This window comes from Marivita sp. (assembly GCF_020055675.1).
GTDB lineage: Bacteria > Pseudomonadota > Alphaproteobacteria > Rhodobacterales > Rhodobacteraceae > Marivita.
Genome location: NZ_JAIPUS010000001.1, coordinates 309,618 through 334,063 on the forward strand (window position 1 = coordinate 309,618; position 24,446 = coordinate 334,063).

Genomic DNA, 24,446 nt, shown 5'->3' on the forward strand with positions numbered 1-24,446 from the left:
GGTCCCAACGACCGCGTCGCAGGCGTTGTTCCGGAGATGAGCGCCTGGCTGATCTCGATCGAGGGCACGGCTGCCGGGCAAACGCTTGCCCTGTGGCTGGCGCTTCTGGCGGCGCTGCTGCATGCGATTTTCGGCGCCTTGCAGAAGGGGCGGCACGATCCCTGGATGTCGCGCGGCGCGATCGATGCCAGTTACGGGCTGATGGCCGCGCCCTTCGCGCTGTTCGTCGTGCCCTGGCCCGAGCCGCATATGTGGCTGATCTTCCTCGGGGCCTTCGTCATTCACCTCGGCTACAAGCTCTTGCAGGCGCAGGCCTATACCAAGGGCGCCTATACCGTGGTCTACCCGGTGGTGCGCGGCACCGGGCCGCTGTTTGCGGTGATCGGCGCCTACCTGATATTCGGGGAAACCTTCTCGGTCACGCAATGGCTCGGCCTGTCGGTCCTTCTGGCGGGGATATTCGGGCTGGCCATCTACAACCTTTTCTTTCTCGTGGCCGAACGCGACACGCTGCCGGTTGCCCTGATGCTGGCCATCGCCACCGGCCTGTTCGTGGCGCTCTACACCACCTATGACGCCTACGGCATCCGCGCCACTGCCGACCCGTTCACCTTCCTCGCGTGGTTCTTCATGATCGACGCCATCCCGATGCCGATCATCGCCGCGCTACGGTACCGCAACATGGTCCACAAACCCGAATTGGGCCCGCTCGCTGTCAGAGGTATGATCGGCGGGCTGGTGGCCTTTTTCAGCTTCGGCTCCATCATGCTCGCCACGCGCCTGGACCAGGTGGGCGAGGCGGCGGTGCTGCGCGAAACCTCGACCGTCTTTGCCGCCATCATCGGTTGGGTGTTCCTGAAGGACACCGTCGGCCCGCGCAGGATTGCGCTCATGGCCCTGATCGCGCTAGGGGCTGTCATCGTGGAAATCGGAGGCTGAGCCTTGACACAACATCACGTCCCGCAATGGCTGAAATCGACATTGGAACTGGGTCCGGTGATCGGCTTTTTCGTCGCCTACCTCTGGCTCAAGGACCGGGTCTTTACCTATAACGGCATCGACTATGACGGGTTCATCGTCGTCACGGCAGGCTTCATCCCGGTAATCCTGGCCTCCATGGGCCTGCTCTGGTGGCTCACCGGCCATATCAGCCGCATGCAGATCGTCACCGCGGTGCTGGTTGTCGTGTTCGGCGGTCTGACCGTGTGGCTCAATGATGACCGCTTCATCAAGATGAAGCCGACAATGGTCTACCTGCTGCTGGGCGGAGTGCTTGCGATCGGGCTCTTGCGCGGTCAAAGCTATCTTCGCGTGGTGATGGGCGAGTTGCTGCCGATGGAGCAGGAGGGCTGGATGATCCTCACCAGACGCATGACCGCGTTCTTCCTGTTGCTGGCGGCGTCGAACGAAATCGTCTGGCGCACCCAAAGCACCGAGATCTGGGTCTATTTCGAAACCTTTGTCATCACCGGCGCGACCTTCGTCTTTTTCATCGCGCAAGCCGGGCTGATCCAGAAATACAGTACCGCCGAGGACGACTAGGCGCCACGCAGGCGAAAGGCTGCTTCATCGCCGCGTCCGCCTATCCCCGCCGGTCGATCTTCGTTGACAGAACTGGCCAGCCCCGCCTGTCGGGTGCCCGGCCCTTCACCATCTTCGGGCCGACCTGCGACAGCCTCGACCGGGTTCCCGGCATCTGGAACCTGCCGGGCGATATCGCCGAAGACGACCATATCCTGATCACCGGGGCCGGGGCCTACAGCCTTGCGCTGGTGACCGCGTTCAACGGATATGGCACCGCCGGGCTTCTGGACCTGTCGAACCAGCATGTTCGGGCTGGACAGCAGCCTCTCGAAGTCTAGTGTCGCCCCGGACACAGCAGGCCCAAGACGCGAGGAACGGATGGAAAAGTTTGGCAAGTCGCAACCCGTAAAGCGGGTCGAGGATATACGATTTCTCAATGGAACGGGCCGCTATGTCGATGACATCGCGCCAGCCGGCGCGCTGCGCGGCTATGTCCTCCGATCGTCGGTGGCCCATGCCGATATCGACACGCTGGACGTCACTGAGGCCCGAGATGCGCCCGGCGTTCATCTCGTCCTGACAGCCGCCGACCTGGCCGAGGCGGGTTACACCGAGGGTCTGTGGGGCACCACTGTCCCCAACCGCGACGGCTCCACGGGCGCGGCGCCGTTCCGCCCCTTGCTGGCCTCCGGCACAGTCCGCTATGTCGGTGAGGCGGTGGCCTTCATCGTGGCTGACACGCTCGATGCAGCGCGCGACGCGGCAGAGCTGATCGAATTCGACTATACCGACAAACCGGTTCATCTGGGCCTTTCGTCCGGCGGGCCGCGACTGCATGACGATGTACCGGAAAACCGGGCCTTCGATTTCGGGCTGGGGGATGAAGACGCCACCGTGCAGGCCTTTGCCGACGCCCACCGCACCGTCAGGCTCGATGTCGAGGACAACCGCGTCATCGTCAACGCGATGGAGCCGCGCGGCTGCTATGCCGAGATCGAGGGCAACCGCCTGCATGTCGCCATCAACGCGCAGGGCGTCTGGGAGCACAAGAGACAGCTTGCGCGCATTCTTGGCATGTCCGAGGACGATATCCGCGTCACCAACCCCGACACCGGCGGCGGGTTCGGCATGAAGGGCATGCCGCATCCGGAAAACTTCCTGACCGCGATTGCCTGCAAGATGCTCGGTACCCCTGTGCGCTGGATGTCCGACCGCACCGAGGCGATGCTGTCCGACAACGCGGGCCGCGATCTCAGGCACACCGCCGAACTCGCTTTCGATGAAACCAACCGCATCACGGCTTACCGCGTGCGAACGGTGGCCAACATGGGCGCATATAATTCGCATTTTGCGCAGGCCATCCAGACCAACCTTTTCGCCAAGGTGCTGATGGGCACCTATGACGTGCAAACCACATGGCTGCAGGTCGAAGGGGTCTATACCAATACCACGCCGGTTGATGCCTATCGCGGGGCCGGGCGACCCGAGGCGATCTATCTGCTGGAGCGGGTCATGGACCGGGCCGCGCGCGAGCTGGATGTCGACCCGTGGGAATTGCGCCGCATCAATTTCATCAAGCCGCAGCAATTCCCCTATACGACCGCCACGGGCGAAACCTACGACGTGGGCGATTTCGACCGCGTTCTGACCCGTGCCGAAACCTTTGCCGACCGCGATGGCTTTGCCGCCCGCCGTGCCGCGTCCGAAGCGCAGGGAAAGCTGCGCGGGATTGGCCTGTGTTATTATATCGAAAGCATCCTCGGTGCGCCGAGCGAGGATGTGAAGGTCACCTTCGACGATGATGGTGGTGCGTCGATCTATGTCGGCACGCAATCCAATGGCCAGGGACACGAGACCGTGTTCACGCAATTCCTGGCCGATCAGACCGGCATCCCGGCTGACAAGATCCGCTTTGTCCAGGGCGACAGCGACCTGATCGCGCGGGGCGGCGGCACCGGCGGGTCGCGCTCTGTCACCGTGCAGAACACCGTGACACTGGCGGCGGTGGACCAGATCGTCACCGCGTTTACCGGTTTTCTGGCCGACACGCAGGGCGTGGATGCCGCCGAGATCAGCTTTGACGACGAACAGTTCCGTGTCGGGACATCCAACGTCACGCCGACGATGCTCGAAGTGGCGCAGATGGCGCGGGACGCGGGCCGGGAAGACCTTTTGACGTTTGACGCGACGGCCACGCTGGACGGGCGCAGTTTCCCCAACGGCGCGCATGTGGCCGAGGTCGAGGTCGATCCCGAGACCGGCCATGTCACCGTTGATCGCTATACGGTGGTCGATGATTTCGGTAACCTGATCAACCCGATGCTGGCCGAAGGTCAAGTGCATGGCGGGGTGGTGCAGGGGATCGGCCAGGCGCTGACAGAGCGCGTTGTCTATGACGAAGACGGCCAATTGCTCACGGCCACCTTCATGGACTACGCCATGCCGCGCGCCGACGATGTGCCGATGATCGGCTTCAGCACCGAAGCTGTCCCGTCGGTGACCAACCCGATGGGCATGAAAGGCTGCGGCGAGGCGGGCACCGTCGGCGCGCTGGCGGCGGTGGCCAACGCGGCGCAGGACGCGATGTGGGGGCAGGGCGTACGCAAGGCCGATATGCCGTTCACACCGCAAAGGGTCTGGGGCATGTTGCAGGATGCGCGCGTCGCCGCTGAGTGAACGCATATTCGGTTGGTTCCGCCGCGCCTTCACGGAGGGCCATTCCAGCGTCTCGCTGCGGCGCGGAGCCCGTGTTCATGTCATCATACTCGATGGCACCCTGTCCTCGCTTGAGCGGGGCAGAAAAACCAATGCGGGGCGCCTTTATCACCTGCTGCAAGAGGTCGGCGGAGACCTGTCGCTGTACTACGAAGCGGGCCTGCAATGGTCCGACTGGCGCAGCATGTCCGACATCGTTGTCGGTCGCGGCATCAACCCGCAAATCCGCCGTGCCTACGGATTTCTGGCGTCGCGCTACAAACCGGGCGACCAAATCTACTTTTTCGGGTATTCGCGCGGGGCCTATGCCGTCCGCTCCTTGGCGGGCGTGATCGACACCATCGGGTTGCTCCGCGCCGAACATGCAACGGAACGCAATGTCCGTCAGGCCTATCGCCTGTACCGTTGCAACCGCCCCGGGTCAGATGTTGCAACGCGCTTTGCGGCGCTCCATTGCCACGAACAGGCGCCGATCCGGGTGGTGGGCGTCTGGGATACGGTCAAGGCTCTGGGCCTGCGCCTGCCGCTGATCTGGCGGATCACCAATGACGCCCATGCGTTCCACAATGCGCGGCTGGGCCCGTCGATCCAGCACGGCTTTCACGCGTTGGCCTACAACGAACGCCGCATGGCCTATGCCCCGGTGCTGTGGTCTGCGTCGCCCGGCTGGGACGGTCATGTCGAACAGGTCTGGTTCCGCGGTGTGCATGGCGATGTCGGCGGTCAATTGCGCGGCCATGAAGAGGCGCGGGGCCTGTCGAATATTCCGCTGGTCTGGATGCTCGACCGGGCGCATCATGTCGGCCTGCCGCTGCCCGAGGGATGGGCCGCGCGCTTCCCGCAAGACCCGGCCGCCCCGTCCTCCGGCAATTGGTCGGGCTGGGGGATGTTGTTCCTGCATCGCAGGATGCGCAGGACCTGCACCGACCCGTCCGAACGGCTGCACGAAACGCTGGACCAGCCGCGGCGCGGCGAAACTCCGGCCCAATCCTGCCGCGCAACCTGACGAACATGTGACCACACCGCATGGCGGCGGTCCCTTTAAACCCGGGGCATCGTGATTACCTTGATATCAGAGGCGCGGGCGTGGAACACCCGCTGCCCTTTCACTGTCCCTCGTTCCAACACTGGCGCCCAAGGTCTCCTTGGGCGCTTTTTCTTTTCGGAGGATGCGTCTATAGGCTCGCGCCATGACCTGTTCCGACGCGCATCTGCGCATGATTCTCCGACGGACCAAGCGAGTGGCGGTGGTCGGCGTGTCGACCAACCCCGTGCGCCCGAGCTATTACGTGGCGCGCTACCTGTCGCTCAAGGGGTTTACCGTGATCCCGGTCAATCCCGGCCACGCGGGCAAGATGCTGTTCGGCTCTCGAATCAAGGCATCCCTGACCGATATCGACAGCCCGGTGGACATGGTCGACATCTTCCGCAAGTCCGAGGCGGTCCCGGCCATCGTGGACGAGGCGCTGAGCGCATGTCCCGATCTTCAGACCATCTGGATGCAGATCGGCGTCCAACACCCCGAGGCGGCCGCCAGGGCCGAAGCACGCGGCATCGACGTGGTGATGAACCGCTGCCCAAAGATCGAATACCAGCGCCTCTTCGGCGAGCTGCGCATGGGGGGCTTCAACACCGGGATCATCTCGTCCAAGCTCTGAGGCCGGGGAAAGCCCGTTCGAACGGGCTTGGCCACGCGATTTCTAAATCGCGTTTCAAGGGCTTTCGCAAGCCCTTGAAACAAGCCGCTTCGAAGCGGCTTATCCGCGCGCTGCCTTTTCTTTCAGGCCTGATTGCGCCTGCCGCCGGTCAAGTTCGGCCATCACGGCAGACACCGCGACATTCCGGGACTTCAGCATGACCAGCAGGTGAAACAGCACATCCGCCGCTTCCGAGGTCAGCCGGTCGGGATCATCCCGGACCGCCTCGATCACCGCTTCGACGGCTTCCTCGCCGAATTTCTCGGCGCATTTCTCCGGGCCCTTGGCCAGCAGCCTGGCGGTCCAGCTTTCGTCGGTGGAGGCCTTGGCGCGCGCCGCCACGATCTGTTCCAGTTCTTCGAGGGTCATGTCAGCCTCACCGGTATCCCTGCATCGGCCATATGCGCCTTGGCCTGACCGATCGTGAATTCCCCGAAATGGAAGATCGACGCGGCCAGCACCGCGCTGGCTCCGCCCTCGGTCACGCCGTCCACAAGGTGGTCCAGCGTGCCAACGCCGCCCGATGCGATCACCGGGACATCCACCGCGTCGGAAATCGCGCGGGTCAGCGGCAGGTTGAACCCCGCCCTGGTGCCGTCGCGATCCATCGAGGTGAGCAGGATTTCCCCCGCGCCCTTTGCCACCACGGTTTCGGCGAAGGCGACCGCGTCGATCCCCGTGGGCTTGCGGCCGCCATGGGTGAAAATCTCCCACCGGCCGGGGGCCACCGTCTTGGCGTCGATGGCGACCACGATGCACTGGCTGCCGAACTGGTCGGCGGCCTCGGCCACCACGTCCGGGTTCGCCACGGCGGCCGAGTTGAACGACACCTTGTCGGCACCCGCCAGCAGCAGCGCGCGCACATCGGCGACGCTGCGGACCCCGCCCCCCACGGTCAGCGGGATGAAGCATTGCTCGGCCGTGCGGGTGACCACGTCGAACATCGTGCCGCGGTTTTCATGCGTTGCATGGATGTCGAGAAAGCAGATCTCGTCGGCGCCCGCGGCGTCATAGGCACGGGCAGCATCGACCGGGTCACCGGCGTCGCGCAAATCGACGAAATTGACGCCCTTGACCACACGGCCATCGGCAACGTCAAGACAGGGAATGATGCGGGTTTTCAACATGGCCCTTCGCCTACTCCGAAGATCGTTGCTTGTGAAGCCTGCATGATGCGCATTATGCCCTGTGCGACAGAAACAGGAGGCCCCATGTCAGATACATTCGCCCAATATCCCAGCCTTTCCGGCAAGACCGTGTTCCTCACCGGCGGTGCCTCGGGCATCGGGGCTGACATGGTCGCCGCCTTTGCCGCGCAGGGGGCCAAGGTCGGGTTTGTCGATCTGGATGCGACAGCGGCACAGACGCTGGCCGACGCGACCCAGGGCACCGTGGTCTGGGAACAGGCCGATTTGCGCGACATCCCCGCGCTGCAAGACGCGTTTGCCAGGCTCAAGGCGCAGCTTGGCCCGGCGCAGGTGCTGGTCAATAACGCGGCCCGCGACGACCGGCACGATTGGCGCGACGTTACAGCCGACTACTGGGACGAACGCCAGGCCGTCAACCTGCGCCACATGTTCTTTGCCATCCAGGCGGTGGCCCCCGACATGATCGACGCCGGCGGCGGGTCGATCATCAACATGGGATCGAACAGCTGGTGGGAAGCGGCCGGCAACATGCCCGCCTACACGACCGCCAAGGCCGCGGTGCACGGCCTGACCCGCAGCATGGCGCGCGATCTGGGCGGGCATCGCATCCGCGTCAACACGGTGGTGCCCGGCTGGATCATGACCGAACGCCAGAAAGAGCTTTGGGCCACCCCCGATGCGCTCGAGGCGCAGCGCGACACCCAATGCCTGCCGGATTTGATCGACCCGGTCTATGTCGCCCGCATGGTGCTGTTCCTCGCGTCCGACGATGCCGCCATGTGCACGGCCAGCAATTACATGGTCGAAGCCGGATCGATCTGACCCGCAAATCGGCGCTCACGCCATCGTGCATATCAATTGATGCCCGACTGTCCCACCGTCGCGTGTGACAGTCGGAGGGAATATCATGAAACATGTGCTTTTTGCCGCCAGCCTCGCACTGGCGGCGGCCCCGGGTTTTGCGGGGGACAACGGGCTGGTGCGCAAGGACAGCGCCATGGATGTGACCGAAACCGTCGACGCCATGGTTGCGTCGATGCAGGCGGCGGGGATCACTGTCTTCGCCCGCGTCGATCACGGTGCCGGGGCGCAGTCCATCGGCGAAGACATCGGCGCGTCACAGCTTCTGATCTTCGGCACCCCGAAGGTTGGCACTCCGGCGATCCAGGACGATCCTGTCGCGGGTCTTTATCTGCCTCTCAAGGTGTTGGTCTTCGAGAACGCGATGGGGGACACCAGGATTGTCTACCAGGACCCGGCGGCGATGCTCGGCGCGCTTGGCGGTGTGTCCGAAGATGCGCCCTATCTCAGGACGATGTCCGGCGCGCTGGTCCGGTTCACCGACACGACCGCGAATTAGCCGCGCAGCACCGCCAATGCCTCTGTCAGGTCGAGCGCGCCATCGTAAAGCGCCCGGCCCGAGATCGCGCCATTGAGCGGCGCGCCGCAATCGCGCAGCGCAATGAGATCGTCCAGCGAAGACACCCCGCCCGAGGCGATCACCGGAATTTCCACCGCGCGCGCCAGATCGGCGGTCGCCTGCACATTCGGACCCTGCATCGCGCCATCGCGGCTGATGTCGGTGTAGATGATCGCGGCCACCCCCGCATCCTCGAAAGATCGGGCAAGATCGGTCACCATCACATCGGTCTCCTCGGCCCAGCCCTTGGTCGCCACACGCCCGTTGCGCGCGTCGATGCCGACGGCGACATGGCCGGGAAAGGCCTTCGCCGCGTCGCGGACAAGATCGGGGCTTTCGACCGCGACAGTGCCCAGGATCACCCGCTGCACCCCCTTGTCGAGCCAGGCTTCGATGGTCGCCATATCGCGGATGCCACCGCCCAGTTGCGCCGGCACCCGGGTCCGCTCCAGGATCGCCTCGACCGCCGCCGCGTTCACCGGCGCGCCGGCAAAGGCCCCGTTCAGATCCACCAGATGCAGCCATTCGCACCCCGCTGCGATGAATTCCATCGCCTGCGCCGCGGGGTCGTCATTGAACACGGTGGATTTCTCCATGTCGCCGCGCAAAAGGCGCACGGCCTGGCCGTCCTTGAGGTCGATGGCAGGGTAGAGGATCATGGCGCGGTCTCCGATCGAAATGCCTGCGCGCTTTGGCATGACCGACCGGCACATGCAACGCGACCGTGCGTCAGGCTCGCTCGCGGCCGGGCCCCGCCCGACACCGTCTCAGGGCCGCCAGCGCAGGAAATTCGCGATCATCCGCAGCCCGGCCCCCGCGCTTTTCTCGGGATGGAACTGAAATCCGACCATGGTATCGCGCGCCACGATCGCCGTTGCGTCGCCGCCATACTCCACATGCGCCACGCGCTGCGCCGGATCATCGACCCGCATCTGGTAGGAATGCACGAAATACGCATGTTCGCCTGTCTCGACCCCATCGAGTACCGGGTGGGGCTGATCCACCACCAGATCGTTCCAGCCCATATGCGGAACTTTCTGCCCGTCCTCGGGGGTGATCCGCTCCACCACACCGTCGATCCAGCCAAGCCCGGCGGTCGGTGCGTATTCCAACCCCTCCCGTGCCATCAGCTGCATGCCGACGCAGATGCCCAGGAAGGGCCGGGCCTTGACCTCGACCGCCTCCACCATCGCGGCGAACGCGCCGGAGGCGCGCAGGGCTGCTGCGCAGGCCGGGAACGCTCCGTCGCCAGGCAGAACGATCCGGTCGGCCCCGGCGATCACCTCGGGGTTCGCCGTCACCACGACCGACCCGGCCCCAACTTCGGCTGCCATGCGCTGAAACGCCTTCTCGGCGGAATGCAGGTTGCCGCTCTCGTAGTCGATGATTGCCGTCAGCACTTACAATGCACCCTTGGTTGAAGGAATCGCATCGCCCTTGCGGGGATCGACCTCCAGCGCGTCGCGCAAACTGCGCGCCACTGCCTTGAACGCGGCCTCGGCGATGTGATGGCTGTTCACCCCGTGCAGCAGGTCCACATGCAGCGTGATCCCCCCATGCGTGGCAAAGGCCTGGAAGAATTCGCGCACCAGCTCGGTGTCGAATGTTCCGATCTTGGCCGTCGGCATCTCCACGTTCCACACAAGGAACGGCCGCGCCGACAAATCCAGCGCCGCGCGCACCAGCGCATCATCCATCGGCAAGAGACACGCGCCATAGCGCACGATGCCACGCTTGTCGCCCATCGCCCGGGCCAGGGCCTGCCCCAGGGCAATGCCCACATCCTCCACGGTGTGATGGTCATCGATATGCAGGTCACCGTCGCAGCGCACGCGCATGTCGATCAGCGCATGCCGCGCCAGCTGGTCCAGCATGTGATCGAAGAACCCGACACCGGTCTGGTTGTCATAGACCCCCGACCCGTCTAGGGTGACCTCCACCGAGATCGTTGTCTCGGCTGTCTCGCGGGTGATCGTGGCGCTGCGCATCTCGCCTCTCCTTCAGCAATCTCGCGGCCTTATAGGCGGGCGGAGACGCCGCGCCAAGCGGCAACGACCGGCAATGCGGGGCAGAAGATCGATGGAGCGGGCGAGGCGATTCGAACGCCCGACCCTAACCTTGGCAAGGTTATGCTCTACCCCTGAGCTACGCCCGCGCTGCCATCGATGTGACCGGATTGGAGCGGGCGAGGCGATTCGAACGCCCGACCCTAACCTTGGCAAGGTTATGCTCTACCCCTGAGCTACGCCCGCGCTGCCAATCTGGTAGCGCGGATTTAGTCGCTGTCGGGGCAGGGTGCAAGAAGAAAATTCGGAGGGCAGGGACACGCCGCCATCCCGCGCCGAGCGCACGGGACCGCCGGGCGCGATGCGGCTTGATCGAACCGGGCCGTCACTGCGGCTGTTCAGTCGGGTAGATGCGGCCTCGCGGTCTACGGGACATGGCCGCCGCGCGTCTTGTGTCGTCAGTATATGTCATTTGTGGCAGAGTCCTTGCAGCGATCTTCGGCGTAATTTCTGAAAATGCCGAAAGATATCCCAAGGTTGATTTCGTTGTCGATATCTCTCCATCGACAGGCCGCGCCGAGCTTGAGGCCGGATTGCGCCGTGTCGACGCCGCAATATCGCTGTGCGGCCGACCCTGTCGGGCGTTGCGGTGTCGGCGCAAGCGGAGACCGCCATGACCGCGCCGGGGATCCGCAGGACGCAGGTGTTTGATGCGGCCTTCAGAACAGATACACTGACCGAAATCGGGTCTTGTGACCGGCGTCCATTGTTTTGCTCTCAAATATTCCTTATTTGGAATGTGACGTCGAGCGGGAGTGGTCCGCGATTTTTGGATGGAGGCGCACATGAAGATGCAACTGTTGGCCCTGATCGGGTTTTTGGCCGCGGCTCCTGTCGCTTTTGCCGATACCGTGACCCTTTCATTGCAGCCTGTGACCGACTGGAAAGCCGTTTACGGCCAGATCGAGCCGCAGACCCGTCTGCCGGCCCGCGCGCGGCTTGGGGGAACCCTGGTCAGTCTTGATGTGGCCGAAGGCGATAGGGTCGAGGCAGGGCAGGTTCTGGCCCGTGTGGTCGATGAAAAGCTGGACCTGCGCCTGCGCTCCATTGATGCACAAGAGCAATCGCTGCAATCGCAACTGACCAATGCGCAAAGCGAACTGGACCGCGCCGAGGCGCTGCTGGAACGGGGCGTGACCACCGTTCAGCGTCTGGACGCGCTTCGGACGCAAGTGGATGTGCTTCGCGGGCAGATCGATGCCAACCGCGCCGAGCGTTCGGTCGTCGAGCAACAGGCCAGCGAGGGCGAGGTGCTGGCCCCGATCTCAGGGTTGGTGTTGACCGTCCCAGGCGCCGCCGGCGCCGTGGTGATGCCGGGCGAGGCCGTCGCAACGCTGGGAGGGGACGGGTTCTTCCTGCGTCTTGCCATTCCCGAACGCCATGCCAGCGCCCTGGCCGAAGGCGACGAAATCGCGATTGACGGCGCGGGTGACAGCGCGACAGGCCGCATTGCCCGCATCTATCCGCAGATCGACGAGGGCCGTGTCAGTGCTGATGTGTCGGTTGAAGGGTTGAGCGACGCGTTCGTTGCCGCCCGTGTTCTGGTGCGGCTGGCCGTGGGCAGCCGCAGCGCCCTTCTGGTGCCGCAAGACGCGATCACCACGCGCGCCGGGCTGGACTTTGTGACCGTGGACGCCCCGCAACAAGGCGACCGGGTCGTGATGTTGGGGCAACGGCACGAAATGGACGGCACGGTGATGCGCGAGATCCTGTCTGGTCTGTCCGCTGGTGACACGGTGGTGTTGAAATGAGCAGCCAGCAACACGCGCTGGGCATTGCCGGCAACCTGACCAAAGGGTTCATCCGCTCGCCCCTCACCCCGCTTATCATGCTGGCGGCGCTTGCGATGGGGCTGATCGCGCTGATGATCGTCCCGCGTGAAGAAGAGCCGCAAATTTCGGTTCCGATGGTGAACATCCTGATGCAGGCGCCCGGTCTGAAGTCCGAGGATGCCGTGAAGCTGGTCTCCGAACCGATGGAAACCATCCTTCAGGCGATCGACGATGTCGAACATGTCTATTCGCAGACAATGGATGACAACGCGGTCATCACCGCCCGCTTCAAGGTCGGCACCTCATCGGATGCCGCCATTCTCCGAGTGCATGAAAAGATCCGCGCCAACATGGACCGCATTCCAGTGGGCATTCCCGAACCGCTGATTATCGGGCGGGGGATTGATGATGTGGCCATCGTCACCTTGACCCTGACGGGGCAGGATGGCGCCGAGGTCAGCGCCAATGCGCTGACGCGACTGGCGCATGAAATGCGCGCCGATCTGTCCAAGGTGTCGGATGTCGGCCTGAGCTATATCGTTGGCGAAGCCTCCGAGGCGATCCGCATCGCGCCCGACCCCGAACGCATGGCCATTTACGGCGTCACGCTTCAGCAACTGGCGGGCAAGGTGCAATCGGCCAACCGCACCATGGCTGCGGGCGGGCTGCGCGACGGAGGCCAACAGATCGGGCTCGTGGCCGGCCAAAGCCTGACAGCGCCTGCCGAAATCGCAGGTCTGCTGCTGACCACCCGCGACAACCGCCCGGTCTATGTGGGCGATGTGACGACAATCGAATTCGTGCCGGACATGTCCGACCGGATCGTCGCGCATATCGACCGTGCCGCCGATGACAGCGTGACCCGCAGCCCCGCCGTGACGCTGGCCTTTGCCAAGCGGGCAGGCTCGAACGCCGTTGTTGTGGCCGATGATATCCTCGATCGCGCCGCCGCGCTGCAAGAGACGCTGATCCCCGAAAGCGTTGCCGTCGAGATCACCCGCAACTACGGCGAAACCGCGCAGAAAAAGGCCGACACGCTGCTGGTAAAACTGTTTCTGGCCACGCTGTCGATCATCCTGTTGACGCTGGTGGCGATTGGCTGGCGCGAAAGCATCGTTGTCGCCGTGGTCATCCCGGTCACCATCCTGCTCACGCTCTTTGGCGCGTGGATCATGGGGTACACGCTCAACCGCGTGTCGCTCTTCGCATTGATCTTCTCCATCGGTATCCTTGTCGATGATGCCATCGTGGTGATCGAGAATATCGCCCGCCATTGGGGTATGAAAGACGGGCGCGACCGCGTGACCCGCGCCATTGATGCCGTGGCCGAGGTCGGCAACCCCACCATCGTGGCGACGCTCACGGTGGTTGCAGCCCTCATGCCGATGCTGTTCGTCTCCGGCCTGATGGGGCCGTACATGAGCCCGATTCCGGCGGTGGCCTCTGCGGCGATGATCATCTCGTTCTTCATCGCGGTCATGGTCACGCCATGGCTGATGGTCAAGATCGCGGGCAATGCTCCGATGCATGGTCATGACGCAAGCGATGGCGGCTTTCTGGGCCGGACCTTCACCCGTGTGGCAAGGCCCATTCTGGCCACCAAGGCGCGCAGCATTAGCTTCCTGCTGATCACGGCCCTGCTGTCTTTCGGCTCTCTCGGGCTGCTTTATACGCAGCATGTGACGGTCAAGCTGCTGCCCTTCGACAACAAGCAGGAACTGGCCGTGGTCATTGACATGCCCGAAGGCACGGCGGTGGAAACCACGGACGGCGTGGCGCAATCCGTGGCGCAGATCGCCATGGACATGCCCGAAGTGCTGAGCGTGCAGACCTATGCGGGCACCGCCGCCCCCTTCAACTTCAACGGGCTGGTGCGCCATTATTTCCTGCGGTCCGACCCGCATATGGGCGATGTGCAGATCAACCTCTCCAAGGAGGGCGACCGCGCCAGCCATGACATCGCGCTGGACCTGCGCGACCGTTTGCAGGCGCTGGACCTGCCCCGAGGGGCCAGCCTGAAGACCGTAGAGCCGCCCCCCGGACCGCCCGTGATGGCCACGCTGCTGGCCGAGGTGTACGGCCCCTCGCCGGAGGCCCGCCGCGACACGGCCCGCAAGCTGCGGCAAGCCTTCGAGAGCGTCGATTTCATCGTCGATGTGGATGACAGTTTCGGCACCCCGCCGCGCCGCTTGCGGGCGCTGATCTCGCCCGATGATCTGGAGTTCTTCGCGGTGCAGGAAAGCGATGTGTTCGACACGATCGGCATCCTGAACGGCGAAACCGTGGTGGGCTATTCCCACCGCGAGGAAGGCCGGCGCCCGATCCCGATCACCGTGGCACGCGCCCTGTCCGACCGGGTGATGGATGAGCGGTTTCTCTCCACGCCGATCCCCGCCAACGTCCTGCCGGGCGCGCGCGGTGTGGTCGAGCTGGGCGATGTGGTGCAGATCGAAGAAGAGGTGATGTCCTATCCGGTGTTCCGCCGCAACGGTCGCCCGGCTGAAATGGTGATGGCCGAATTGGCCGGCCGTTTCGAGGCGCCCCTTTATGGCATCGTCGAAGTGGGCAAGGCACTGGATGCCATGGACTGGGCCGAGGGCGAGAAACCCTCGATCCTGCTGAACGGGCAACCGATTGACGACAGCCGCCCCAAGATCCTTTGGGAAGGCGAATGGCAGGTGACATGGGTGACTTTCCGCGACATGGGCGCGGCCTTCGGCGTGGCACTGCTGGGGATTTATGTGCTGGTCGTGGCGCAGTTCGGATCGTTCCGGGTGCCGCTGGTGGTGCTGACACCTGTGCCGCTGACCTTTCTGGGGATCATGTTTGGCCACTGGCTGTGGGCCGCGCCGTTTTCGGCCACCTCGATGATTGGATTTATTGCACTGGCGGGGATTATCGTGCGCAACTCGATCCTGCTGGTGGATTTCATCCGCCACACCGACCCTGCAGGCAAGAACCCGGTGGATATCCTGCTGGAGGCCGGTGCGATCCGGTTCAAGCCGATCCTGCTCACGGCGCTGGCCGCGATGTTCGGGGCCACGGTCATCCTTGCCGATCCGATCTTTCAGGGTCTGGCTTTGTCGCTGCTCTTCGGCTTGCTCACCTCGACCGTGCTGACAGTGTTGGTGATCCCGGCCATCTACCGTGTGTTCAAGACCTGAAGACCAGGCCTGGGGGGCACCCCCCCCCAGGCGTTTAGGGCGAATGTCCATCTTTCTGGTCTGGATTGCCGCAAAAAGAGGCCAGGCGCCCATTGGGATAGCGGCTGGTTTGTCGCCGGCGCAAGCTCCGCGCGGCTGTCGCACATAACCGGACTCCGCCCGTAGCACTGGATGCCGCATTCGCGAAGGCCGGGTCAGTCCCCGTCCGCTGCGCACTTAAACAAAGCCGGGTCGGCCAGACCCGACACCGGTGGGTGGCCGCGGAGACGCGCTGTCCCGGCCCATCACGTCTGGGCAGCCGAATCCCATTGCGCGGGGCGTATTTTTCTGACTATGGCAGCGGGGTGTCGTCTGGCTGGGTCTCCGGGCGCGGCCCGCATCTTTCACGTCCCAACGAGGAAACCCCTCCGATGTCCCAAGACACCTCCCTGATCCTCTGCCCTGTCAACCTGCGCCATGCCGAGTTTGACTATCGCGCCTATGACGAAGCTGTCGCCATGGCGCAGCGGCGCGATGCCAAGCTGCTGGTGGCGACGATCGCCCCCGAGATGGAGCGCAATCTCAACATCTGGGACTCCAACATCTATTGGGGCGAGCAACTGAAAAAATTCGTGGCCGCCCATCCCGCCGAGGGGATCGAGCTGGAAACCGTCGTTTGCAAGGGCGCCGTGCACCGCCAGATCGTCAAGCTGGCGCACGACCGCAAGGTCGATCTGATCGTGATGGAGGCGGCCAACCCGAAGGTCACGGATTACCTTCTGGGCACGACCGCCAGCCACGTCGTGACCCATGCCGAGTGCTCCGTCTACGTCGTGCGCAACTAGCCGACCCTCCGGGCGACACCGCCAGACAGCGCGCAAGTCTTAACGGACGGTAAACACGTCGCCATAACCCCTTGAAATCCTTTGGGGCAGGGGGTGTCCCACCCGTGGGACGCCCGATCAAAGTGGCCGCGCGCCGTGCCGCCAACCGCCCCGATCAGATGCGAAAATGTTACTTTTTGCCCAACTCTGCCAGCCGGCGCGACCCTTCGCTGGCGCCCTTTTCCAGAGTTCACTAGGATCGTCGTAAATCATGCGAAACCGGTGATATTGGTAAAGGATACAGAGTCGTGAGCAGTTCTGAAATCACCTTCGAAAAGGCCGAGAAAACGGCCCGTTTGCCGCGAATCGCGGACCTCGATACATCGGCGTTCACCTCATCGGACGTGTTGAATCTCATTCTTCAACGCTCCGAAATTATCCGCGATCAGGCAAACCACAACCGCTACATCAAGTCCTGGATCCACGGTGACACGGCACCGCTGACAGAGCTTGTCACCACGATTGGCGCACAAGAACTCATCCGGCGCGCCGCGGCCTTCATCCTGCTGGAATACGAAGAACTCCGACCGATTCTTGCCACGGCCCCGCCCCGCGCGGTGACGGATATCGGCTGTGGATACGCGCTCATCGACCTGTTTCTCGCGCAGGATTTCGACTGCGCGTTGACCCTGATCGACCTCGAACAGACCGACGAACGGCACTTCGGATTCGAGCCGACCGGGTCCGCCTACTCGGATCTCGAAACCGCCGCCTCCTTTCTGAAATCGAACGGGATCGCGCCAGGACGGATCACGACCATCAACCCGGACCGACAGCCCGTTGACGATATTCGGGATCAGGATCTTGTGATGAGCTTGATCTCCTGCGGGTTCCATTATCCTTGGACAACCTACGAATCCTTTTTCCGTGGCGCTGTCAGACCCGGCGGACGGATCATCCTGGACTTGAGACGAAAGACGGCCAGAGCGACGCTTGCAGAGATGTCGAGCCTTGGGTCGGCCGAGGACTTGAACGCGGGCGCAAGCCATAAGGCTGCCCGGGTTGTCGTGACACGTGAGATGCGACCGGCTTGACCCAAGCAGAGACAGGCTCATTCTGACCTTTCGCAGAGTTATGGATCGGACCGAAGCCTGCCCAACCCGTCACTGCAAAAGGGTGAAACCCCAGCGGTCGAAAGGGTCCGGACGTTTCAACGTCTGATCGTGGTGGCGTCCCTTTGAAGGCATCGCAGGGAACCAATCCCCCTGCGTGTCCGTTAATTGCTTGAACATTCCATCCGTCCAAGCGACCCTGACACAACGCTCAGGGACTCTGACGGTCCCGGCACCCTCGAGGTCGCGCATCATTCATGGCGTGCGCGCAGGGGAGCGCCAAGTCGCGCCGCCTCCGAGCCGCCGCGCCCAAACCGAACGCAAAGGAGCCTTTCCTTGAACGCCCAACTGCTTGCCGCCCTTATCATGCTGCCCATCACCGCAGTTTTCGTCTACGCTGGCTTTCACGAGTACCGCCGCTACAAGATCGAAGGCCGGGCGACCTATGGGTTGTCCTATGACGAGGAAACCGGCACGACCCACCTGACCGGCATCTCTGACGCGGACGACGCTTATAATCCCGAGGATTTCGATCCCAACGATTACAACGACCCGGACATCAAGAACGAGGATGACGCCGACAAGAGCTAGAGCCCGCCGCCCGAAAGGGCGGGCCGGCTTGGCATTTTGGGGACGAGGCTTGTCGGAAGGCGCGAGGACGCGCACCGCTTACTGCGGTTTTTCCAGCACCACAAGCTTGGTCATCGCAGGGATGAGGCTTTGCCCGCCGCTGGTCTTGAACCCGATATCCCGGCCCTTCTCGGCAAGCCAGCCGACCGACAGCGATCGCGCCTCCGGTGTGAACGCCATGTGCTGCAGCTGCCAGAGCGCGGCCAGCGGCGGGCCCGACCGGTCCTCATCGACCATGAAATCGTGGATCATGAGCTTGCCGCCGGGTGCCAGTGCCCTGAAGGCATTGCGGATCAGGGTCTCTACGGCCGGTTCGGGCACGCCACTGAGCAGATATGACATCAGGATTGCGTCCTGGTCTCCCGGCCAGGCGACCTCGACCGCGTTGCCCGGAATATAGCGCACGCGATCCACCAGCCCTGCCTCTGTCACGAAGCGCCACCCGATCTCGGCCACGTTTGGAAAGTCGATGATGGTCGAGTGCAAATCCGTATATGTCTTGCACAGCGAAATCGTCATCGCCCCGGTGCCTCCTCCGACGTCCAGCAGGCTGGCTGCGTCGGAGAGATCAACCCGCCGCGCAAGCGTCCTCCCGGGGCCGAGAGAGCCGGCGTGCTGGCTCTCTGAATAGACCGAGGCCTGCGATTCGTCCGCCATCCAGTGCCGGTACGACGCGATGGCCGCGTCCGGCAGATCATCCTTGATCACCGCGTTCAATTGCAGAAGGAACGGGTACATCTGCTGGTCGATCTGGTAGCGCAGATAGTCGCCGAAATCGTATTTCGATTGCTTCGAGAGAAACGCCTCCGCCGCAGGTGCGTTCTGCAGACGCGTGTCATCCGCCCATGTCAGAAGGCCGATGCTTGTCAGCGCGGTGGTGAGCATCTCGATCCGGTTCACCGGCACGCCCGTGGCGGTGGACAGCGCCTCCGGGGTTTTCGGTCCATCGGAAAGTTCGGTGAAAAGATCGATGTGCAGCCCGGCAAACAGCGCCTTGGACGCGATGAAGCTGAACGCAATGGTTGAAAGCTCCTCTGCGGTTTCCACGCCGCTTGCGCCACGCGTCGTTGCACCCGATCCATCCGAGGACATGCCAAAACTCCAGATTATTCCTGATCCAAGCACCCTAACCGGATTCCGCCACAGTGCAACATGCGCATCCCGCTGGGTTTGCAAAGGCACCGCAACTGTGAAGCGGTAGGCAAAAAGGTCGAAGAGCAGGGGGCGCCGAAATCCTGACATGACCTGTCACGCGCACCCGCTGCGCTCCGATGAGTGTGGTCTGCGCTGCGGCCCGCATGGACTGTGATTTGGGGGCGGTCGACCAACCAGAGGAAAGCGATACAGTATAACATACTGAGCGCAAACCAAATTCTACGGTCCGTACGTCAGTTTCGCCAAACTGTTACGAAACTGACGTCCCAATTTCACATGCCGACCCTAGCGACCATCGCAGACACAACACAAAGAGAGATGTCTTATGAGAACTTCAATGCTCGCGATGACGGCCACCCTGCTCGGGACCAGCGCTCTGGCCCAGGATATACCGCAGGCCGACAGTGACTGGTTCACCGCCGCCCAGGAGCGCCTGCAAACGCAACTGGACGCGCAGCCCAACACCAACACCGCCAAGAACGTGATCGTCCTGGTGTCGGACGGCAATGGAGTCGGCACCAACTACGCCTCGCGCCTTTGGGCCGGCCAGCAGGAAGGCGGGCTGGGTGACGACTACAACCAGCCCCACGACCTGTTCCCGAACCTCGCACTGGTCAAGACCTACAACGTCAATGCCCAGACCCCCGACAGCGCCGGCACCGGCACCGCGATGATGTCCGGCATCAAGACCAAGGCCGGGATCATCGGCGTGACCGAAGACGTCAACCGTGGCGACTGCTCGACCCTGCCAGGAAACACCGTGGCCTCGCTGAACGAGATCATGACCGAGATGGGCAAGGAAACCGGCATCGTCTCGACCGCCCGCATCACTCACGCCACCCCGGCCTCGGCCTATGCCAAGACCGCCGACCGCAACTTCGAAGCCTCCGTGCCCGAAGGCTGCACCGAGCAGGCCGACATCGCCACCCAATTGATCGAAGCGATGCGTTCGGGCGTCATCGACCTTGCCATTGGCGGCGGCATGCGCAACTTCCACGCCGACGACGGCGGTCGCCGCGAAGATGGCGTGAACTTGATCGAAATCGCGCAGACCGAACTGGGCGCGCATTTCGCCATGGACCAGGCGTCGTTCGAAGCGGCCCCGCTGGATGGCACCCCGATCCTGGGCCTGTTCGAAAACAGCCACATGATGTACGAGGCCGACCGCACCGACGAGCCGAGCCTCGCCGAAATGACTGCCGCCGCGATCACCGCTCTGGAAGCCAAGTCGGGCGACAACGGCTTTTTCCTGCAGATCGAAGCGGGCCGCGTCGATCACGCCAACCACGCCGGCAACCTTGCCCGCGTCGTGCAGGACCAGAAGGCCTTTGCCGATGCCGTCGCCATGGCCGACGAACTGACCGATGACGAAGAAACCCTGATCGTCGTCACGGCCGACCACGAGCATGCCATTGCCTTCAACGGCTACTGTGGCCGCGGCTCGAACATCCTCGGCCTGTGCATGGGCATCAACGGCGATGGCGTTGAGCATACCGGCGAAGCCGAACTGGCCTCGGACGGCAAGCCCTTCACCGTCGCTGGCTACCTCAACGGCGCCGGTTCGGTCCTGATCGAGCAGCCCGATGGCTCCTACTTCGGCACCCGTCCGAACGTGACCGAAGAAGAAGCCACCGACATCGACTACCCGCAGCAGGCGCTGGTCCCCAAATCGTCGGAAACCCACTCGGGTGAAGACGTGGCAGTCTATGCCAAGGGCCCTTGGGCGCACCTGTTCAACGGCACCATCGAGCAGAACCTGATTTTCCACGTGATGCATCACGCTGCCACGGCCGAGTAATCGGATAGAAACTCCGGGAGGGGGCTGTCCGCAGCCCCCTTTCCTTGTTCCGGATCAATGCAAATCCGCCCGGCGTTTCTTATGATTGTTATATCGTAACGCCACACTGACATCGGAGACCGCCATGCGCCGCAGACAGTTCCTTACCCTTGCCCCCGCCCTGATTGCCGCGCCCGTCGTGCTGCGCGCGCAGGACGACACCCTCAAGCTGCGCGAGCTTTACGAGGGCCGGGATTTTTCCCCGCTCGCCCGTGACCTGGAAGGCACCACCATCGACGTGGACGGCTACATGGCCCCGCCGCTTCAGGCCGATTCCAGTTTTTTCGTGCTGACCAAGATCCCAATGTCGGTTTGCCCGTTCTGCGAAACCGAAGCGGAATGGCCCGACGACATCGTTGCTATCTACACCCGGCGCAAGTTCGACACCGTCCCCTTCAACCGCAAGATCGTTGTCACCGGCGCGCTTGCATTGGGCAGCTACCGCGACCCCGATACCGGATTCCTGAGCATGGTACGCCTCGAGAACGCGCGGCTGCGCTTCGGATGACCGGGATCAGTCTGTCCATATCAGACCTCGAGGTGACGGGGCAGGGTGGCCGCCGCATCCTGTCCGTACCTCGGCTGGAGGTGCCCGCCGGCACTGCCGTCGCCGTGCGCGGGCCATCGGGTGCCGGCAAGTCAACGCTTCTTTACGCTTTGGCCGGGATCATCGCCCCGTCCCGCGGATGCATCACCTGGGGTGACACCGACATCGCCGGCCTCGATGACAGCGGGCGGGCGGCCTTCCGGCGCGGCACAGTCGGCTTCATCTTTCAGGAACACCTGCTTTTCGAAGAGTTGTCGGCGCTTGGCAACGCAGGGGTGACGGCGCTTTACGCTCCGCGCCGCGACCGGCGCCGCATCCGCGACAGTGCCGAAGGCCTTCTGACCCGTTTTGGTCTGGGCAAGAGCGCGGCCCGTCGCTCCGACACTTTTTCCGGCGGAGAACGCCAGCGCATTGCAGTGGTCAGGGCCCTGGCCGGGGATGCGCCTGTGATCCTCGCCGACGAGCCCACCGCAAGCCTCGACCGGGCCAATGCCGACGCGCTGGCCGATGACCTCATGCGGCTCGCCCGCGATGACGGGCGCACCCTGGTCGCGGTCAGCCATGACCCGAGCCTGCACGACCGCGCAGACCGCGTGATAGACGTCCGCGACGGCCAACTTGAACTCCCGGAGGCGCAGAATGCCTGACCCGATCGCCGATCTGCTGGCCCGGCTGCCCCTGTGGATGGAAAATACCGTTATACTGCTGGGCGCGTTGCTGCCGGTGCTGGTGATCGGGGCGTTGGTTCTGCGCGGTTTCGCGATATGGCCGCTTCTTTCGGCGCTGCTGCGACGCCAGGTCTGGGTAAGTGTGGTTTTCACCATGCTCATCGCAGTGTCGATCGGGCTGGGGGTCGGCCTGATCGCCCAGGAACGTGGCCTGCGACAAGGCACTGCCCGTGCCGCCGACAAGTTCGAATTGGTCATTGCCGCCCCGGGCAGCGAGATCACAGCCATGCTTGCAGCGGTCTACCTGCAACCCTCGGCGATCCCGCTCATTGACGGGCCGACCTATGCACAGGTCGCGGCGCATCCCAATGCCGATCTCGTGGCGCCGCTGGCCTTCGGCGACAGCTACGAGAACGCGCCGGTCGTCGGGTCTACGCCTGCCTTTGTCGACTATCTCTCTGAGGGGCTGGCCGAAGGTCGCGTTTTTGCAACAGAAACCGAGGCCATTGCAGGTGCGCGCACACCCCTCGCTGTGGGCGACAGCTTCACGCCTCAGCATGGGCAGGGCAATGAGGCCGAGGGCGCGCACGGCGGTTTCGAATACCAGGTTGTCGGGCGGATGCCACTGACCGGCTCGCCTTGGGACCGTGCCTATATCGTGCCCGCCGAATCCGTCTGGATGGTGCACGGGCTGGCCAATGGCCATGCGCCGGGCTGGGACGGCACCGTCGGTGGCCCCTTCGATCCGGATTATTTCCCCGGGACCCCCGCCGCGCTGGTCAAGGCCGATTCGCTGGGTGGTGCCTATGTCATGCAGGCCCAGTTCAACACCGACCGGACCATGGCCCTGTTTCCGGGCACGGTCCTGTCGCGGCTTCACGCGCTGATGGGGGATATCCGGCAGGTGATGTCCATCCTGGCCATTGTCACCCAGGTGCTTGTGACCGTGGGTGTTCTGGCCGGACTGATGATGCTGACGCGCCTTTTGGCGCGCCGCCTTGCCTTGCTGCGGGCGCTGGGCGCGCCACGTCGGTTCAATTTCGCCCTGACCTGGTCCTATGCCGTCACGCTCATCGTGCTGGGAGCCGGGCTGGGGCTTGCGCTTGGGGTCCTGCTGACGCGGGCGATCTCGGGCGTGATCACGGACCGGACGGACATTCTTGTGACCGCCTCGCTGGGCTGGTCCGAACTGCACCTTGTTGGCGCCTTCGTGAGCCTCACGGCCCTGCTGGCGCTGATCCCCGCCTGGTTGACGATGACCCGACCGGTCGTGCGCGACCTGCGCGGCTGACCCATGATGGAGAGACCCATGACACCGAAGTACCTGATCCCCTTCGCGCTTCTGGCCGCCCTTGCCGGGCTGCCTGCACAGGCCCATGACGATCATGCCGCCGAAACGGCCGCGGACCACGCCAACGACGACGAACATGGCCACGACGACGAACATGGCCACGATGACGAACATGGCCACGATGACGAACATGGCCACGATGACGAACATGGCGACGATGATGAACACGCTCATGACCAGGAGCATGGGCATGAAGACGACCACGGCCATGACGAAGATCACGCGCACGAAGAAGATCACGCCCACGACGACGAGCACGCCCACGAAGAAGACCACGCCCGCGAGGAAGAGGCCGCCAGCGACGACGCGCACCTGTCGACCGTGGGCGACGTGCGCCTGCTGCACGGCTGGACTAGGGCAACCGGCGCCGACACCGCGCTCGTCTTCGTCGAGATCGAGAACACCGGCGACACGCCCGTGACCCTGACCGGAGGCGCTGCGGATTTGGCCGAAAGCGCGGCGCTGGTGGGCTTCACGCTCGAGGACGGCACGCCCGTCTATCCCGAACTGCCGGCCCTGCCGGTGGCCCCGGGCACCGAGATGGTGCTGGCCCCGCAGGGTGTGGCGCTGCGGCTGGACGGACTGTCGCGCGAGCTGGCCGAGGGCGACAGCTTTGACCTGACCCTGTCCTTCGCCGAGGCCGAGGTGGAGCTGACCGTCGAGGTCGAGGCCGCCGACGCCACCCAGCACAGCCATGCGGGACACGCGCACTGAAGCACAAGTTCCAGAAGGCAGGCCGCTTTCATACTGGTGCGGGCCTCACAGGCCGCATGATGGTGGCGTGCGCGATCCCGTTTCCCCCATCGGGACAGGACACGGACAGGGGTGTGCCGCCAC

The 24,446-nt window shown here is 63.8% G+C and carries 24 protein-coding genes and 2 tRNA genes; 17 read left to right on the forward strand and 9 right to left on the reverse strand.

All coding sequences use genetic code 11. The features are described from left to right. The first annotated feature begins 36 nt into the window (after positions 1 to 36). Both LCF59_RS01525 and LCF59_RS01530 read left to right on the forward strand, forming a co-directional pair. Positions 37 to 939, forward strand: coding sequence for an EamA family transporter (locus LCF59_RS01525; protein WP_292284876.1), 903 nt, complete (start codon positions 37 to 39; stop codon positions 937 to 939). 3 nt (positions 940 to 942) lie between these two features. After that, entirely contained in the window at positions 943 to 1,542 is a 600-nt protein-coding gene (locus LCF59_RS01530; protein ID WP_292284878.1) for an inner membrane-spanning protein YciB, read from the forward strand. On the opposite strand, the gene LCF59_RS01535 is transcribed toward LCF59_RS01530, so the two are convergent. Continuing rightward, entirely contained in the window at positions 1,539 to 1,919 is a 381-nt protein-coding gene (locus LCF59_RS01535) for a hypothetical protein (protein WP_292284880.1), read from the reverse strand. The genes LCF59_RS01530 and LCF59_RS01535 overlap by 4 nt on opposite strands. Here LCF59_RS01535 and LCF59_RS01540 point away from each other — a divergent pair. From LCF59_RS01540 to LCF59_RS01550, 3 genes are all read left to right on the forward strand, one after another. Then, entirely contained in the window at positions 1,903 to 4,200 is a 2,298-nt protein-coding gene (locus LCF59_RS01540) for a xanthine dehydrogenase family protein molybdopterin-binding subunit (RefSeq protein WP_292284882.1), read from the forward strand. The two genes, LCF59_RS01535 and LCF59_RS01540, sit on opposite strands and share 17 nt — an antisense overlap. Further along, complete coding sequence (locus tag LCF59_RS01545) at positions 4,178 to 5,245, forward strand: DUF2235 domain-containing protein (protein WP_292284883.1); 1,068 nt, start codon at positions 4,178 to 4,180, stop codon at positions 5,243 to 5,245. Before LCF59_RS01540 ends, LCF59_RS01545 begins: the two co-directional genes overlap by 23 nt. 184 nt (positions 5,246 to 5,429) lie before the next feature. After that, complete coding sequence (locus tag LCF59_RS01550) at positions 5,430 to 5,897, forward strand: CoA-binding protein (RefSeq protein ID WP_292284885.1); 468 nt, start codon at positions 5,430 to 5,432, stop codon at positions 5,895 to 5,897. Positions 5,898 to 5,996: 99 nt separating this feature from the next. Here the strand turns inward: LCF59_RS01550 and LCF59_RS01555 are convergent, their stop codons facing one another. Both LCF59_RS01555 and hisF read right to left on the reverse strand, forming a co-directional pair. Beyond that, positions 5,997 to 6,305, reverse strand: a complete 309-nt coding sequence (locus LCF59_RS01555; RefSeq protein WP_292284887.1) for a phosphoribosyl-ATP diphosphatase — start codon at positions 6,303 to 6,305, stop codon at positions 5,997 to 5,999. After that, positions 6,302 to 7,063 carry an imidazole glycerol phosphate synthase subunit HisF gene (hisF, locus tag LCF59_RS01560; protein ID WP_292284889.1) on the reverse strand — a complete coding sequence of 254 codons (762 nt, stop codon included), beginning with the start codon at positions 7,061 to 7,063 and terminating at the stop codon, positions 6,302 to 6,304. The genes LCF59_RS01555 and hisF overlap by 4 nt, the downstream gene beginning before the upstream one ends. A gap of 84 nt (positions 7,064 to 7,147) precedes the next feature. Between hisF and LCF59_RS01565 the strand changes: the two genes are divergently transcribed. Both LCF59_RS01565 and LCF59_RS01570 read left to right on the forward strand, forming a co-directional pair. Further along, positions 7,148 to 7,906 (forward strand): SDR family NAD(P)-dependent oxidoreductase, encoded by a 759-nt coding sequence (locus tag LCF59_RS01565; RefSeq protein ID WP_292284891.1) that lies wholly within the window; start codon positions 7,148 to 7,150, stop codon positions 7,904 to 7,906. Between the two features lie 85 nt (positions 7,907 to 7,991). After that, positions 7,992 to 8,444, forward strand: coding sequence for a DUF302 domain-containing protein (locus LCF59_RS01570; protein WP_292284893.1), 453 nt, complete (start codon positions 7,992 to 7,994; stop codon positions 8,442 to 8,444). Here LCF59_RS01570 and hisA read toward each other — a convergent pair. The 5 genes from hisA to LCF59_RS01595 form a co-directional block, all read right to left on the reverse strand. Continuing rightward, a complete protein-coding gene (gene hisA / locus LCF59_RS01575) occupies positions 8,441 to 9,163 on the reverse strand; it encodes a 1-(5-phosphoribosyl)-5-[(5-phosphoribosylamino)methylideneamino]imidazole-4-carboxamide isomerase (protein ID WP_292284894.1) in 723 nt (240 codons plus the stop codon). The two genes, LCF59_RS01570 and hisA, sit on opposite strands and share 4 nt — an antisense overlap. A 108-nt stretch (positions 9,164 to 9,271) precedes the next feature. After that, the gene (hisH, locus tag LCF59_RS01580; RefSeq protein WP_292284896.1) at positions 9,272 to 9,904 is read right to left on the reverse strand and encodes an imidazole glycerol phosphate synthase subunit HisH; all 633 of its coding nucleotides are present in this window, start codon (positions 9,902 to 9,904) and stop codon (positions 9,272 to 9,274) included. Then, on the reverse strand, positions 9,905 to 10,492 hold the full coding sequence (gene hisB / locus LCF59_RS01585; RefSeq protein ID WP_292284898.1) for an imidazoleglycerol-phosphate dehydratase HisB: 588 nt from the start codon (positions 10,490 to 10,492) through the stop codon (positions 9,905 to 9,907). A gap of 92 nt (positions 10,493 to 10,584) precedes the next feature. Further along, a tRNA-Gly gene (locus tag LCF59_RS01590) sits at positions 10,585 to 10,659 on the reverse strand. A gap of 22 nt (positions 10,660 to 10,681) precedes the next feature. After that, positions 10,682 to 10,756: transfer RNA gene (locus LCF59_RS01595), tRNA-Gly, on the reverse strand. Between the two features lie 599 nt (positions 10,757 to 11,355). On the opposite strand from LCF59_RS01595, the gene LCF59_RS01600 reads away from it, so the two are divergent. The 5 genes from LCF59_RS01600 (at position 11,356) to LCF59_RS01620 (ending at position 18,012) form a co-directional block, all read left to right on the forward strand. After that, positions 11,356 to 12,321: an efflux RND transporter periplasmic adaptor subunit gene (locus tag LCF59_RS01600; protein ID WP_292284900.1), complete on the forward strand. Its 966-nt coding sequence runs from the start codon at positions 11,356 to 11,358 to the stop codon at positions 12,319 to 12,321. Continuing rightward, the gene (locus LCF59_RS01605) at positions 12,318 to 15,506 is read left to right on the forward strand and encodes an efflux RND transporter permease subunit (RefSeq protein WP_292284902.1); all 3,189 of its coding nucleotides are present in this window, start codon (positions 12,318 to 12,320) and stop codon (positions 15,504 to 15,506) included. The genes LCF59_RS01600 and LCF59_RS01605 overlap by 4 nt, the downstream gene beginning before the upstream one ends. A 410-nt stretch (positions 15,507 to 15,916) precedes the next feature. Continuing rightward, positions 15,917 to 16,330 (forward strand): universal stress protein, encoded by a 414-nt coding sequence (locus LCF59_RS01610; protein WP_292284904.1) that lies wholly within the window; start codon positions 15,917 to 15,919, stop codon positions 16,328 to 16,330. 287 nt (positions 16,331 to 16,617) lie between these two features. Continuing rightward, positions 16,618 to 17,403, forward strand: coding sequence for a class I SAM-dependent methyltransferase (locus tag LCF59_RS01615; RefSeq protein WP_292284906.1), 786 nt, complete (start codon positions 16,618 to 16,620; stop codon positions 17,401 to 17,403). A gap of 354 nt (positions 17,404 to 17,757) precedes the next feature. Next, positions 17,758 to 18,012, forward strand: coding sequence for a hypothetical protein (locus tag LCF59_RS01620; protein ID WP_292284908.1), 255 nt, complete (start codon positions 17,758 to 17,760; stop codon positions 18,010 to 18,012). A gap of 78 nt (positions 18,013 to 18,090) precedes the next feature. Here LCF59_RS01620 and LCF59_RS01625 read toward each other — a convergent pair whose 3' ends face one another. Then, the gene (locus LCF59_RS01625; RefSeq protein ID WP_292284910.1) at positions 18,091 to 19,143 is read right to left on the reverse strand and encodes a methyltransferase; all 1,053 of its coding nucleotides are present in this window, start codon (positions 19,141 to 19,143) and stop codon (positions 18,091 to 18,093) included. A 388-nt stretch (positions 19,144 to 19,531) separates the two neighbouring features. Here LCF59_RS01625 and LCF59_RS01630 point away from each other — a divergent pair, with 388 nt between their 5' ends. From LCF59_RS01630 to LCF59_RS01650, 5 genes are all read left to right on the forward strand, one after another. Then, positions 19,532 to 21,004, forward strand: coding sequence for an alkaline phosphatase (locus tag LCF59_RS01630; RefSeq protein ID WP_292284912.1), 1,473 nt, complete (start codon positions 19,532 to 19,534; stop codon positions 21,002 to 21,004). A 124-nt stretch (positions 21,005 to 21,128) separates the two neighbouring features. After that, positions 21,129 to 21,551, forward strand: a complete 423-nt coding sequence (locus LCF59_RS01635) for a hypothetical protein (RefSeq protein WP_292284914.1) — start codon at positions 21,129 to 21,131, stop codon at positions 21,549 to 21,551. Beyond that, complete coding sequence (locus tag LCF59_RS01640; RefSeq protein ID WP_292284916.1) at positions 21,548 to 22,237, forward strand: ABC transporter ATP-binding protein; 690 nt, start codon at positions 21,548 to 21,550, stop codon at positions 22,235 to 22,237. Before LCF59_RS01635 ends, LCF59_RS01640 begins: the two co-directional genes overlap by 4 nt. Then, positions 22,230 to 23,549: an FtsX-like permease family protein gene (locus LCF59_RS01645; RefSeq protein WP_292284918.1), complete on the forward strand. Its 1,320-nt coding sequence runs from the start codon at positions 22,230 to 22,232 to the stop codon at positions 23,547 to 23,549. Before LCF59_RS01640 ends, LCF59_RS01645 begins: the two co-directional genes overlap by 8 nt. Positions 23,550 to 23,567: 18 nt before the next feature. After that, positions 23,568 to 24,323, forward strand: coding sequence for a copper chaperone PCu(A)C (locus LCF59_RS01650; RefSeq protein ID WP_292284920.1), 756 nt, complete (start codon positions 23,568 to 23,570; stop codon positions 24,321 to 24,323). The last annotated feature ends 123 nt before the right edge of the window (positions 24,324 to 24,446 follow it).

Excerpts from the sequence above, each read along its gene's own strand:
- LCF59_RS01525 (WP_292284876.1), top strand. The coding sequence starts at position 37 with ATGAGCGCCTGGCTGATCTCGATCGAGGGCACGGCTGCCGGGCAAACG.
- LCF59_RS01540 (WP_292284882.1), top strand. The coding sequence starts at position 1,903 with ATGGAAAAGTTTGGCAAGTCGCAACCCGTAAAGCGGGTCGAGGATATA.
- LCF59_RS01545 (WP_292284883.1), top strand. The coding sequence starts at position 4,178 with ATGCGCGCGTCGCCGCTGAGTGAACGCATATTCGGTTGGTTCCGCCGC.
- LCF59_RS01550 (WP_292284885.1), top strand. The coding sequence starts at position 5,430 with ATGACCTGTTCCGACGCGCATCTGCGCATGATTCTCCGACGGACCAAG.
- LCF59_RS01555 (WP_292284887.1), bottom strand. The coding sequence starts at position 6,305 with ATGACCCTCGAAGAACTGGAACAGATCGTGGCGGCGCGCGCCAAGGCC.
- hisF (WP_292284889.1), bottom strand. The coding sequence starts at position 7,063 with ATGTTGAAAACCCGCATCATTCCCTGTCTTGACGTTGCCGATGGCCGT.
- LCF59_RS01565 (WP_292284891.1), top strand. The coding sequence starts at position 7,148 with ATGTCAGATACATTCGCCCAATATCCCAGCCTTTCCGGCAAGACCGTG.
- LCF59_RS01570 (WP_292284893.1), top strand. The coding sequence starts at position 7,992 with ATGAAACATGTGCTTTTTGCCGCCAGCCTCGCACTGGCGGCGGCCCCG.
- hisA (WP_292284894.1), bottom strand. The coding sequence starts at position 9,163 with ATGATCCTCTACCCTGCCATCGACCTCAAGGACGGCCAGGCCGTGCGC.
- hisB (WP_292284898.1), bottom strand. The coding sequence starts at position 10,492 with ATGCGCAGCGCCACGATCACCCGCGAGACAGCCGAGACAACGATCTCG.
- LCF59_RS01600 (WP_292284900.1), top strand. The coding sequence starts at position 11,356 with ATGAAGATGCAACTGTTGGCCCTGATCGGGTTTTTGGCCGCGGCTCCT.
- LCF59_RS01605 (WP_292284902.1), top strand. The coding sequence starts at position 12,318 with ATGAGCAGCCAGCAACACGCGCTGGGCATTGCCGGCAACCTGACCAAA.
- LCF59_RS01610 (WP_292284904.1), top strand. The coding sequence starts at position 15,917 with ATGTCCCAAGACACCTCCCTGATCCTCTGCCCTGTCAACCTGCGCCAT.
- LCF59_RS01625 (WP_292284910.1), bottom strand. The coding sequence starts at position 19,143 with ATGTCCTCGGATGGATCGGGTGCAACGACGCGTGGCGCAAGCGGCGTG.
- LCF59_RS01630 (WP_292284912.1), top strand. The coding sequence starts at position 19,532 with ATGAGAACTTCAATGCTCGCGATGACGGCCACCCTGCTCGGGACCAGC.
- LCF59_RS01635 (WP_292284914.1), top strand. The coding sequence starts at position 21,129 with ATGCGCCGCAGACAGTTCCTTACCCTTGCCCCCGCCCTGATTGCCGCG.
- LCF59_RS01640 (WP_292284916.1), top strand. The coding sequence starts at position 21,548 with ATGACCGGGATCAGTCTGTCCATATCAGACCTCGAGGTGACGGGGCAG.
- LCF59_RS01645 (WP_292284918.1), top strand. The coding sequence starts at position 22,230 with ATGCCTGACCCGATCGCCGATCTGCTGGCCCGGCTGCCCCTGTGGATG.
- LCF59_RS01650 (WP_292284920.1), top strand. The coding sequence starts at position 23,568 with ATGACACCGAAGTACCTGATCCCCTTCGCGCTTCTGGCCGCCCTTGCC.